At 59.6% G+C, this 12,867-nt stretch carries 9 protein-coding genes; 1 reads left to right on the top strand and 8 read right to left on the bottom strand.

The window, feature by feature from the left end; genetic code table 11:
- The 8 genes from BJ928_RS32235 to urtA form a co-directional block, all read right to left on the bottom strand.
- A partial coding sequence (locus BJ928_RS32235) for an efflux RND transporter permease subunit (protein WP_183079482.1) occupies nt 1-1,040 on the bottom strand: 1,040 nt, incomplete at its 3' end.
- A gap of 9 nt (nt 1,041-1,049) precedes the next feature.
- Nucleotides 1,050-2,297, bottom strand: a complete 1,248-nt coding sequence (locus tag BJ928_RS32230) for an efflux RND transporter periplasmic adaptor subunit (protein ID WP_052227937.1) — start codon at nt 2,295-2,297, stop codon at nt 1,050-1,052.
- An 876-nt stretch (nt 2,298-3,173) separates the two neighbouring features.
- Nucleotides 3,174-3,374, bottom strand: a complete 201-nt coding sequence (locus BJ928_RS32220) for a hypothetical protein (protein WP_047635831.1) — start codon at nt 3,372-3,374, stop codon at nt 3,174-3,176.
- A 279-nt stretch (nt 3,375-3,653) separates the two neighbouring features.
- Nucleotides 3,654-4,349 (bottom strand): urea ABC transporter ATP-binding subunit UrtE, encoded by a 696-nt coding sequence (gene urtE / locus BJ928_RS32215; RefSeq protein ID WP_047635832.1) that lies wholly within the window; start codon nt 4,347-4,349, stop codon nt 3,654-3,656.
- Between the two features lies 1 nt (nt 4,350).
- Complete coding sequence (gene urtD, locus BJ928_RS32210; RefSeq protein WP_047635833.1) at nt 4,351-5,106, bottom strand: urea ABC transporter ATP-binding protein UrtD; 756 nt, start codon at nt 5,104-5,106, stop codon at nt 4,351-4,353.
- 4 nt (nt 5,107-5,110) lie between these two features.
- The gene (gene urtC, locus BJ928_RS32205) at nt 5,111-6,271 is read right to left on the bottom strand and encodes an urea ABC transporter permease subunit UrtC (RefSeq protein WP_047635834.1); all 1,161 of its coding nucleotides are present in this window, start codon (nt 6,269-6,271) and stop codon (nt 5,111-5,113) included.
- Nucleotides 6,268-7,893, bottom strand: a complete 1,626-nt coding sequence (urtB, locus tag BJ928_RS32200) for an urea ABC transporter permease subunit UrtB (RefSeq protein ID WP_082011990.1) — start codon at nt 7,891-7,893, stop codon at nt 6,268-6,270. Before urtB ends, urtC begins: the two co-directional genes overlap by 4 nt.
- A gap of 72 nt (nt 7,894-7,965) precedes the next feature.
- The gene (gene urtA / locus BJ928_RS32195; protein ID WP_047635835.1) at nt 7,966-9,255 is read right to left on the bottom strand and encodes an urea ABC transporter substrate-binding protein; all 1,290 of its coding nucleotides are present in this window, start codon (nt 9,253-9,255) and stop codon (nt 7,966-7,968) included.
- Between the two features lie 231 nt (nt 9,256-9,486).
- On the opposite strand from urtA, the gene BJ928_RS32190 reads away from it, so the two are divergent.
- A complete protein-coding gene (locus BJ928_RS32190; RefSeq protein WP_047635836.1) occupies nt 9,487-12,867 on the top strand; it encodes an ATP-binding protein in 3,381 nt (1,126 codons plus the stop codon).

The following is a 12,867-nucleotide window of genomic DNA, read 5'->3' as shown; positions in this document are numbered from 1 at the left end:
GCTTCGAATAGCGTCTTGACCACGTCCTCGATCGACAGCTTCACGAACGGCGTCGTGTCATAGGGATAGACGATCTCGACGTTCGGCGGCAGGGTGCTGCGCAGGCCGTCGATCGTCGACTGAACTCTGGCCGCCGTGTCGATGGCATTTGCATCGGTCGCGAGGCTGATGCCAAGACCGGCCGCCGGCATGCCGTTGTACACGCCTGATGTGATGTAGCTGTCGGCACCCAATTGCACGGTGGCGACGTCATTGACGCGCACCAGGGAGCCATCAGGCTGGCTCTTGAGGATGATGTTTTCGAACTCCTCCGGCGTCTGGAAGCGACTGCCGGCCGTGACAGTCGCATTGAGCTGCTGGCCGCCAAGCTGCGGCAGTCCACCCAATTGGCCGGATGAGACCTGCACGTTTTGCGCCTCGATCGCGGAAACGACGTCCGAGGTCATCAGCTGATATTTGACGAGCTTATCCGGATCGACCCAGATGCGCATGGCATAGCGCGCACCGAAAAGCGTAGTATCGCCGACACCCGGAACTCGCTTCAGCGTATCGTTGAGCGTGCTGTCGATATAGTCGGCAAGATCGGTTGGCGACAGCTTGCGATCCGTCGAAACGAAAGCAGCAACCAGGAAGAAGCTGCTTGTCGATTTCGAGACGGTGATACCGGTGTTCTGCACGACCTGCGGCAACTGGGCGGTGACGAGCTGCAGCTTGTTCTGCACCTGCATCTGCGCGACGTCAGGATCGGCCTTGTTGGTGAAAGTGAGCGAGATCGAGGCTTGCCCAGTCGCCGTCGAGGTCGACGCCATATAGTCGAGATTGTCGATGCCGGTCATGCCCTGCTCGATGACCTTGGTCACCGAGTTTTCAACGGTTGCGGCGTCGGCCCCTGAATAGGTGGCGGTGATGCGCACCGTCGTCGGCGCGATCTGCGGATATTGCGCAACCGACAAGGTCAGGATGGATAGGCCGCCGGCCAGCATGATGACGATGGCGATCACCCAGGCAAAGACGGGTCGGTCAATAAAGAAGCGAGACATTTCTTACCCTCAATTCGTCGAGCCGGTGACCGCGGCCTCGTCTGTGCCGTCAGCCTTGCTCCTTTGCCCGGATTGAGGTGCGTCGGCCGCAGACGCCTGCTCAAGATTGCCGCTGGCATCATCAACGGTCACCAGCGCTACGTTCACGTCTTGGCCGTCACGGACGCGCTGGACGCCTTCGACGATCACACGATCGCCGTCGGTGACGCCCTGATTGACGAGCCAACTGTTGCCGATGCTGCGTTCGACCTTCAAGACCCGCTGCTGCACCTTGCCGTCGGCGGTCACGAACATGGCGATCGGTTCGCCCTTGGTGTTGCGCGTCACGGCACGTTGCGGCACCAGGAAGCTGTTTTCGGCAATACCCTCCTGAAGCGTAGCGCGTACATACATGCCCGGCAGCAGAGTGCGATCCGGATTGGGGAAGACGGCGCGGACATTGAGCGTTCCCACCGTCTTGGCGACCGCAGCCTCGGCAAATGCCAAGCTGCCGGTTTCCTTGTACTGGCTCCCATCCTCAAGCATCAGACGGACGGCAACATTGTCGCCACTTGTCTTCAGCCGCCCCTCCTCCGCCGCCCGGCGGAATTTCAGGAGGTTGGTGCTCGATTGGGTCACGTCGACATTGATCGGATCAAGCTGGCGGATGGTAGTGAGTGCCGTCGTCTGCTCGGCCGTGACCAGTGCGCCGACCGTGACAGTCGATGCATCGACGCGACCGGAGATCGGGGCGCGGATCTTCGTGTAATCGAGATTGATCCGCGCCGTCTCCAGAGCCGCCTTGGCGGAAGCCACGTCAGCCCTCGCCTGAACGAGCGTCGACTGCGCATCATCGGCATTCTGCTGGCTGACTGCGTTCTGCGCGCTGAGACCCTTGTAGCGATCCAGCCGGGCCTGAGCATTGGGCACAGCACCTTCGGCCTTCTGCAGGGCGGCCGCCGCGCTATCATAGGATGCCTGGTAGGGGGCCGGATCGATTTCGTAGAGCACGTCGCCCTCTCGGACCTCACTGCCTTCCTTGAAATTGCGGCTGCGGATAATGCCGCCAACCTGCGGTCGCACTTCGGCAACAAGGTTGGCGCTGACACGCCCCGGCAGGTCGGCGGTGATGGCTACCGATTGCGGATGCAGGGACATCGCGCTGATCTCGGGTTTTACAGTTCCACCCCTGTTCTGCGCCGCCTGCTGCTCGTTGCACCCGGCCAGTAGTGTGACTGCAAATCCCGAAGCCACGGCTCGCATTAAGTATCGTTTCATATATTCCTCATTGTGTAAGGATCTAAATCCAAGACGGAGCAGGACTGCCTCCTCAACGGCGCAGTTGTGCGCGAACTCTCCGCAACGCCGTCAGCTCCGGAAATCATCGTCAGGTCTGTTCGGATCGACCATGCGGCGGCACATCGAGCACGATCGCATGGCCGACCATCCGAGCTCCGCCGAGGCTGTGGATGCCATCAGCGGCCTCGGCCCCAGAACTCCGCGCGCTCAATCCATTGGCAGTTGCGACGCAAGCCGCCGATCGGTTGTGATTCACGATTTCACCGCTCCCGTTGTGCAAATGCGTTTCCACGAAGGGCGGAGCGTTCGGTGCAAGAATCGATGGTTGAATTTGAAAGACGAATAAGCGTCTTAGGGTTTGGATCGTCGCTCCCGACTTCTATTTCCGTATGGGCATCATTTGAAACCGACATATAAAGGACGGATGTCGAGTTACCATCATCACTATCTCGGCATTGTTTCCTGCATATCTTTCGACTTGATACCAAGCTGATATTCACCGTTTTAAACCTTATTCAATGTGCGCCAACACTAAGGTTATTCTGGTTTTGTTGCGCAGTTTTGCCGAAAAGTGGGCAAAGTGTGTCAATTGATCTCAGCATATTTGCTTACGAAGCCGTGTTTGCGATATGGAGTTCTGCATGTCGCTCGACTGCGCAACCCTGATCATACCTTCTATCGCAAGAAGCACATGCTTGCTGATGCGCTAATCCTAAGCAAATGGTCACACCAATCGTTGATTGGTGTATACCCACGATATGTTTATCAATCGACTTGACATGGCGATTGCACAACCGCTGACCGCAGCCTGGATTGATTTTAAGAAGATGGATTGCTATGCGCGTTCAGCCGCGCTCATTGCAGCGATGCACCAGAAGTCGTCTTGCGGATGGTAATTTCGATACCACCCATGGACTTGCCATCGTCGGTCACATCTGGCACGCGAATATAAAGGATCTCGGAATAGTTGCGGAACGTGCCGCCAATTAGCTCATATATAGCAAGCGCTGTATTTTCCGGGAGTTCTTCGACCGACACGCTTTTACGTTGCTGCATAGGGTTCTCTTTCAAAAGTCGGGGCGCCTTCAAGAGATGAAATGACTGCCGACACTTTAGTCGCGATTTGTCGCAAAGATATCCCAGGAATTCGGGAAACTGTCACAAAAGCGTGAGGATCTGCTCATGGAAGCGGCCATCGCCATGCGGAAATATTCCATGCGGCTCCACCGCCAAGTTGTCGGCGAGCAAAGGCGTCCAGCAGGTTCCTCGATGCCCCAAGCCGCCGTCATAGCCGCTCGTATTTCCAGAGCTCAGGCAGCAGGCAATATTGTCTGCTCAAACAGTCAGGTGCCGACGGGCTTCCGGCGTATCGAGTGTCTCCGCCAACCCTTCATGCACGATCTCGCCGCGATCCATGATGTAGACGTAATCGGCGAGCTCACGGCAGAAATCGAGATACTGCTCGACGAGCAGGATCGCCATGCCGGTCGAATCCCGGAGATAGCGGATGGCCCGGCCGATATCCTTGATGATCGACGGTTGGATGCCCTCGGTCGGCTCGTCCAGGACCAGAATCTTCGGCCGCGTCACCATCGCCCGGCCGATCGCCAGCTGCTGTTGCTGTCCGCCGGAGAGATCACCGCCGCGGCGCGACAGCATCGATTTCAGCACCGGAAACAAGCTGTAGATGTCATCGGGAATGCTGCGGTCGCGGCGGGCAAGCGGTGCGTAGCCGGTTTCGAGATTCTCCTTGACAGTGAGCAGCGGAAAGATCTCGCGACCTTGCGGCACATAGCCAATCCCCTGCTTGGCGCGCGCGGACGGCGCCATGCCGTTCAACGTCACACCGTCGAAGGCAACCGTGCCCGACGACAGCGCATGCTGTCCGGTCACGGCGCGCAAGAGCGAGCTCTTGCCGACGCCATTGCGCCCAAGCACGCAGGTGATCTTGCCCATCTCCGCCTTGATCGAGATGCCGCGCAGCGCCTGGGCGGCGCCGTAATGCAGGTTTGCGTTTTCGACTGTCAGCATCTCACCGCCCCAGATAATTCTCGATCACCTTCGGATCGCTGCTGACGAAATCGATGGACCCTTCCGCCAGAACCGATCCTTCGGCAAGACACGTGACCTTGACGCCGAGATCGCGGATGAAGCCCATGTCGTGCTCGACCACCACGACCGAGCGCGTCTTGGCAATTTCCTTCAGCAGTACAGCTGTTTCGGCTGTCTCTGCATCCGTCATGCCTGCCACCGGCTCGTCGACCAAAAGCAGCTTCGGCTCCTGGGCGAGCAGCATGCCGATCTCCAGCCACTGCTTTTGGCCGTGTGAAAGATTGGCCGCCAGTTCGTCACGCCGATGCGATAGCCGCACCGTCTCAAGAATCTCCTCGATGCGACCGCGATCTACAGGCGTCAGACGATAGAAGAGCGTCGCGAAGACGCCACGATTGCGGTTGAGCGCCAATTCAAGATTGTCCCAGACGGTATGGCTTTCGAAGACGGTCGGCTTCTGGAATTTCCTCCCGATGCCGAGCTGGGCGATATCGGCCTCGTCCTTCTTCGTCAGGTCGATCTGGCCGTTGAAGAACACCTCGCCCTCGTCGGGCCGCGTCTTGCCGGTGATGATGTCCATCATCGTCGTCTTGCCCGCGCCGTTCGGGCCGATAATGGCACGAAGCTCACCCGGCTCGATGACGATCGACAGCGAGTTCAAAGCCTTGAAGCCATCGAAGGAGACGGAGACATTGTTGAGATAGAGCATGCTGTTGGGTTTGATGTCCGGGATCATGGTTCTACTCCGCAGCCTGCACGGATTGCTGGGCTTCATCCTTTTCGGCTTTCGGTGGTGGGCTTGCCGGCTTGCTTTTCTTGCCGAGATATTGCGCGACGGTACCGACGATACCCCTCGGCAGGAATAGCGTCACCGCGACGAACAGACCCCCAAGTGCAAACAGCCAGAAATCGGGAAACAGACCGGTAAAGACGGTCTTGCCGCCATTGACGAGGATGGCGCCGACGATCGGGCCGATCAGGGTGGCGCGACCACCAACGGCCGTCCAGATGACGACTTCGATCGAATTGGCCGGCGCGAATTCGCCGGGATTGATGATGCCGATCTGCGGCACATAGAGCGCGCCGGCAACGCCAGCCATCATGGCCGAGACGACGAAGACGAAAAGCTTCATGTGCTCGACGCGATAGCCGAGAAAGCGCGCGCGGCTTTCAGCGTCGCGTACGCCCACAAGCACCTTGCCGAACTTCGAACGCACGATAGCCGAGGACAGCATCAGCGCCAGCGCCAGGACCACCGCCGTTAGCGCAAAGAGCACGGCGCGGGTACCATCGGCCTGGATGTTGAAGCCGAGAATGTCCTTGAAATCAGTCAGGCCGTTATTGCCGCCGAAGCCCATGTCATTGCGGAAGAAAGCCAGCAGCAGCGCATAGGTCATCGCCTGCGTGATGATCGACAGATAGACGCCGTTAACCCGGGAACGAAAGGCAAACCAGCCGAAGACGAAGGCCAGCAGGCCGGGTGCGACGAGGACCATCAGCATCGCGAACCAGAACTGATCGAAGCCGTACCAGAACCAGGGCAGTTCCTTCCAGTTCAGGAAGACCATGAAGTCGGGCAGGATCGGGTTGCCGTAGGTGCCGCGCGAGCCGATTTGCCGCATCAGATACATGCCCATCGCGTAGCCGCCAAGCGCGAAGAAGGCGCCATGGCCGAGCGAGAGAATGCCGCAATAGCCCCAGACGAGATCGAGCGCCAAAGCCAGAAGCGCATAGGTCAGATACTTGCCAAACAGCGACATAAGATAGGTTGGCACATGCAGCGTGCTGGTTTCGGGCAGAGCCAAGTTTGACAGCGGCACGAGCACCGCGACGGCAAGCAGGATCGCAATGGCGATGCTTATGCGGCGGTCGAGCGAGCGCAGAATGAACGCCGTGATCATGCTTCCACCGCCCTTCCCTTCAGCGCGAAGAGGCCGCGCGGGCGTTTCTGGATGAAGAGGATGATGAGGACGAGAACAAGGATCTTGCCGAGTACTGCCCCCGCATAGGGCTCGAGGAACTTGTTGAGGATACCGAGCGAGAAGGCGCCCACAAGCGTTCCCCACAAATTGCCGACGCCGCCGAACACCACGACCATGAAACTGTCGATGATGTAGCCCTGACCGAGGTTCGGCGAAACGTTGTCGATCTGCGAGAGCGCGACACCCGCCATGCCGGCGATGCCAGACCCCAGCGCAAAAGTAAATGCGTCAACCCAGGACGTGCGTATCCCCATCGAGGAGGCCATGCGCCGGTTCTGCGTCACCGCCCGCATCTGCAGGCCGAAAGCCGAGCGCTTCAAAAGAAGCAGGAGCGCCACGAACACGCCGAGCGAAAAGACGATGATCCAGAGCCGGTTCCAGGTGATGGAGAGATAGCCAAGATCGAAGGAACCCGACATCCACGAGGGGTTGCCGACTTCCTGATTGGTCGGCCCGAAGATCGAGCGCACCGCCTGCTGCAGGATCAGCGAAATGCCCCAGGTGGCGAGTAGCGTTTCCAGCGGCCGGCCATAGAGAAAGCGGATGGCGCAGCGTTCGATGACGAGGCCGACAGCGCCGGTGACGATAAAGGCGACCGGCAGGGCGATCGCCAGCGACCAGTCGAACAGCTCCGGGTGGGACGCGCGGATTATGCTCTGAACGACGAAGGTCGAATAGGCGCCGAGCATCACCATCTCGCCATGCGCCATGTTGATGATGCCCATGACGCCGAAAGTGATGGCAAGGCCGATGGCGGCAAGCAGCAGGACGGAGCCGAGCGACAGGCCGTACCAGACGTTCTGCACCGCATCCCAGAACTTCAATTGTTCCTGAATGCCGGCAATGGCGGCTGTAACATCGGGCTTAAGGCTGTCATCGACTGAAACCGAAGATAAAATGCCGATGGCATCGCGCCCGCCTTCATTCTTGATCGTCTCTATCGCCGCTTTCTTGTCTTCTGTGCGTCGGTCAGAACCAAGGATCGCAACGGCCCTTGCTCTTTCGAGAACGCCGCGAACTTCCGCATCCTTCTCACTCTGAAGCGCGGTCTCGACGGCTTCCAGCGAATCGGCGCCCGGCGCCTTCAAAATGGATTGCGCCGCTTCGAGCCGCGTTGCGCGATCCGGGCTCATCAGCGTCAGACCGCCGAGAGCCGCGCGAACCGCACGGCGCAGATTGTTGTTGATCTTGATCTTGCTGAGATTGTCCTTGGCTACCTGGCCAGCGCTTTGCCCAGTGAGTGCGTCGACCAGATCCATGATGTCGCCAGAGGATTTTGCAATGAATACCTGATTGTCGGATTTTCTGACGTAGAGATCACCGTCGGAAAAGGCCTGCAATGCCGGCACGACCTTGGGATCGCCTGTCTTCGCAAGAGCTTGGACGATCTCGCCGGCCTTCTGGAAATTGGCCTGGCCGAGGGAATTGATCAGGCCGTGGGCATCTTCCTGGGCGCGCAGGCTCGTCGCCGTCAGCGTCAAGACGAGGCAGAAGCCGGCGATCATCGCCAAGGCCATACGGTAAACGAATTTGTCGAACATTGTGCTAGTCCCCTCAGGTTGCCGCGGGCAGAAGAGCCTGTCCGCGGCGCCCTTGCATCACGACAGCTGAAATCAGGAGCCCTTGCCGCCGCACTTGCCGGTGGTGACGTTGAAGTTGCCGCAGTTCATCGGCATCCGCCAATCCGAGATCAGGTCCTTGCTATCTGGAAGGTAGTCCGACCATTCCTTGCCGACCACGGCAGGGGTTTGCGAAACGACATCGAACTGGCCGTTTTCCTGCACTTCGCCGATCAGGACCGGCTTGGTGATGTAGTGGTTCGGCATCATGGTGGCATAGCCGCCGGTAAGGTTCGGAACGGTCACGCCGACGAGCGCGTCGATCACCTTGTCCGGATCGGTGGTGCCGGCCTTTTCGACGGCCTTCACCCACATGTTGAAGCCGATATAGGCGGCTTCCATCGGGTCGTTGGTCACGCGCTTGTCGTTCTTGGTGTAGGCGTGCCATTCCTTGATGAAGGCGGCATTGGCCGGCGTGTCGACGGACTGGAAATAGTTCCAGGCGGCGAGATGGCCCACAAGCGGCTTGGTGTCGACGCCGGCGAGTTCCTCTTCGCCAACCGAGAAGGCGACGACCGGAATGTCCTCGGCCTTGACGCCCTGGTTGCCCAGTTCCTTGTAGAAGGGAACATTGGCGTCGCCGTTGATGGTCGAGACGACAGCCGTCTTCTTGCCGGCCGAACCGAAGGTCTTGATCTTGGAGACTTCCGTCTGCCAGTCGGAGAAGCCGAACGGCGTGTAGTTGATGATGATGTCCTCGTCCTTAACGCCCCTGGACTTCAGATAGGCTTCGAGGATCTTATTGGTCGTGCGCGGATACACATAGTCGGTGCCTTCGAGCACCCAGCGCTGCACGCCTTCATTCTTCATCAGATAGTCGACGGCCGGGATCGCCTGCTGGTTCGGAGCAGCACCCGTATAAAAGACGTTGCGCTCGGACTCTTCGCCTTCAAACTGCACCGGATAGAACAGGATCGAATCCAGTTCCTTGAAGACGGGCAGGACGGACTTGCGCGACACCGAGGTCCAGCAGCCGAAGACAGCAGCGACCTTGTCCTTCTGGATCAGCTCACGTGCCTTTTCGGCAAAGAGCGGCCAGTCGGAGGCCGGATCGACGACGACGGGCTCGAGCTTCTTGCCGAGAACGCCGCCCTTCTTGTTCTGCTCGTCGATGAGCATCAGCATGGCATCCTTCAGCGTCGTTTCCGAGATCGCCATGGTGCCGGACAGCGAATGCAGGACGCCGACCTTGATGGTATCGTCGGCTGCGAAGGCGCCGTGAAATGCGGTGGTGGACATGATGGCGCCAAGCAGCGCGCCGGAGACGAGAGATCTGAATTTCATCCGTGGTTCCCCTCTTTTTTGTCTGCCGCAACGGCCGGTAAACAAGTATTAACCGTTGCCTTTTGCGACTATCCGGCCGCCTCTTGGGAAACCACATACGTAAAATGACGTAGGTGCCGGGGCGAAATGTGCAGCTTTGGACACGCTGATGCCCTTAAGCACCGTATCGATCCATGTTACGACATCCTTGGACTGCCAGCGTGACTATAGCTGGACGGACGAAGGGCAAGCATGGCTGCGCGGCAACGCATCATTCCGGTAAGACGCGAGTATAATCGCTGGGTCGCGAACCAGACGCTGGAAGACTACGCCCTGCGCTTCACCGCCAAGAGCGCGCGGCAATTTTCTTCGCAGCGCATCTCGCAAACGGCGATCGGCGCCATATCCTTCCTGGCGCTAGAGGCGATCGGCGGCACGATCACGCTTTCCTACGGCACGACGAACGCCTTCTATGCCATCATCGTCGCCAGCCTCGTCATGCTGACGGTTGGCCTGCCGATCAGCCGCTATGCCATCCGCCACGGCGTCGATATCGATCTCCTGACGCGCGGCGCAAGCTTCGGCTATATCGGATCGACCATCACCTCGCTGATCTATGCCAGCTTCACCTTCATGCTGTTTGCGATCGAGGCGTCTATCATGTCGGGAGCGCTGGAGCTGACGCTCGGCATACCGGTGTGGATCGGCTACATCATCAGCGCCGTCATGGTGATCCCGCTCGTTACGCATGGCGTTCGTCTCATCAGCCGATTCCAGTTGCTGACGCAGCCCTTCTGGATCGTGCTCAACGTCCTCCCTTTCGTCTTCATCGCCTTTGCCGACTGGGGGAAGTTCGATCTCTGGCGGGCCTTTGCCGGCCTGCATCACGCAGCCAGCCCATCGGGCACCGCCGCTCCCTTCGGTCTGATCGAATTCGGCGCGGCTTCCGCCGTCATCCTGGCGCTGATGTCACAGATCGGCGAACAGGCCGATTTCCTGCGCTTCCTGCCGCCTGACGGCCATCGCAAATGGCGTCATCGCCTGGCCGTCTTTCTGGCCGGCCCAGGATGGGTCATCATCGGCGCACCGAAGCTGCTCGCTGGCTCCTTCCTCGTCGTCTTGACGCTGACCTCGGGCGTGCCGGCCGATCGCGCCGCCGATCCCGCCCAGATGTATCTGACTGCCTTCGGCTACATGATCCCTTGGCACAATGCCGCGCTACTCCTCATGGCCGCCTTCGTGATGATCTCGCAGCTGAAGATCAACGTCATGAACGCCTATGCCGGCTCGCTCGCCTGGTCGAACTTCTTTTCGCGGCTGACGCACAGCCATCCCGGGCGCGTGATCTGGCTGGTCTTCAATGTCGCGATTGCGCTGCTTTTGATGGAGCTCGGCATCTACCGGCTGCTCGAAGAAACGCTCGGCATCTTCTCGATCATCGCCATGGCCTGGCTCTGTACCGTCTCCGCCGATCTCTTCATCAACAAGCCGCTGGGGCTCGCTCCACCCGGCATCGAATTCAAGCGCGCGCATCTCTACGATATCAATCCGGTCGGTCTGGGCGCGATGGCACTTTCGGCAACCATTGCCCTCATGGCGCATTTCGGCGCTTTCGGCTCGATCGCGGCATCGCTTGCGCCCTATATTACCCTGATCGTGGCATTCGTCGCCTCGCCGGCCATCGCCTGGACCACCAAGGGCAAGTATTATCTCGCCCGCAAGCCGCGACAGAGCTGGAAGAACCTCAACACCATCACCTGCTCGATCTGCGAGCATCCGTTCGAGCCGGAGGATATGGCCTGGTGCCCGGCCTATGCCGCGCCGATCTGCTCGCTCTGCTGTTCGCTCGACAGCCGCTGCCATGACATGTGCAAGCCGAAGGCACGGCTCAACACACAGGTCGGGACAGTCGCAAAGACCCTGCTGCCGGAAAGCATCGTCGCCAAGCTCGCCACGCGCCTCGGCCGCTACGGTATTGCCGTTGCGGTGGCGCTGACCGCCATGGGCGCGATCCTCGCAATGATCGCGCATCAGGTCGGCGCCGCCTCTCCCGAAACGGCAAGTGTCGTCGATCGAACGATCCTGATCGTCTTCTTCGTCTTTGCCGTGATCGCCGGTGTCGCCTGCTGGTTCTATGTTCTTGCCCATGACAGCCGCGTGGTTGCGGAGGAGGAGTCCTCGCGCCAGAATACGCTGCTCCTCAAGGAGATCGCGGCGCACAAGAAGACGGACGCCGCCCTGCAGGGCGCCAAGGAGGCGGCCGAAGCGGCAAACCGCGCCAAAAGCCGCTATGTCGTGGGCTTGAGCCATGAATTGCGCACGCCGCTCAATGCCGTGCTCGGCTATGCGCAAATCCTCGAGCGCGACGAGACCATTCCGGCACCTAGGCAATCCTCGCTTAAGGTCATCCGCCGCAGTGCCGAGCATCTGTCGGGTCTGATCGACGGGCTGCTCGATATTTCGAAGATCGAGGCCGGCCGCCTGCAAGTCTATTCCAACGAGATCAACATCCAGGATTTTCTCGACCAGATCGTCGACATGTTTCACCCGCAGGCACAGGCCAAAGGCTTGAGTTTCATCCACGAGCGCTCGTCCGCCCTGCCCGACTATGTCCGCACCGACGAGAAGCGGCTGCGGCAGATTCTCGTCAACCTGCTCTCCAACGCCATCAAGTTTACCGATGCCGGAACCGTCTGCTTCGAGGTAGGCTATCGCAATCAGGTCGCCACATTCACGGTTTCGGACACTGGCCGCGGCATCGCCGCAGAGGACCTTACCCGCATTTACGAGCCCTTCCAGCGCGGCGAGGCCGACAGCATCAGGCCGACGCCCGGCCTGGGTCTCGGCCTTACCATCACACAGCTGCTGACCAATACGCTCGGCGGCGAGATTTCCGTCTCAAGCGAGAAGGATGTCGGCTCGACGTTCAAGGTGCGCCTGATGTTATCTGCCGTGATCCGGCCGATGAAGCCGCCGGCGCAGGAACAACGTATCGTCGGCTATGAAGGGCCGCGCCGCACCGTCGTCGTCGTCGACGACAACGAGGATCACCGCGAAATGATGCGCGAAATCCTATCGCCACTCGATTTTATCGTCCTCACCGCCGCCGGCGGGCCGGACTGCCTGACGCTGATTGAAGGCATCAAGCCCGATCTGTTCCTGGTCGACATCTCCATGCCCGGCATGAACGGCTGGCAGCTTGTCTCCCGGCTCAGGGAAAACGGCCAGGCGGCGCCGATCCTGATGCTGTCGGCCAATATCGGCGATGCGGCGGCGGCCACTGACAGCGACGATAGCCATAGCGACGCCATCTCCAAGCCCGTCGACATCCGCCAGCTCCGTGACAAGCTTGCGCTGCATCTCGGATTGAAATGGCTCTATGCCGATTCGGCTGCTCCGCCCGCTACGAAACCGCCGTCACCCCTGAAGAGCCCTGGGATCGAGCATGTGTGCGAGCTGATGCGCCTCGGCGAGATCGGCTATATCAGGGGGATCGAGGCGAAGCTTGCGGATCTCGCCAAGCTTGACGAAAACAGACCCTTTACCGATGCCTTGCGCAGCCATGTCCAAGCCTTCGATCTCGAGGGATTTCTAAACATGTTGCGCAGCTTCGACACTGAGAAGGTAGAATAG

Source organism: Rhizobium sp. WW_1 (genome assembly GCF_003610155.1).
Lineage (GTDB): Bacteria > Pseudomonadota > Alphaproteobacteria > Rhizobiales > Rhizobiaceae > Rhizobium > Rhizobium tropici_A.
This window is presented reverse-complemented; position numbering and strand designations above follow the sequence as displayed.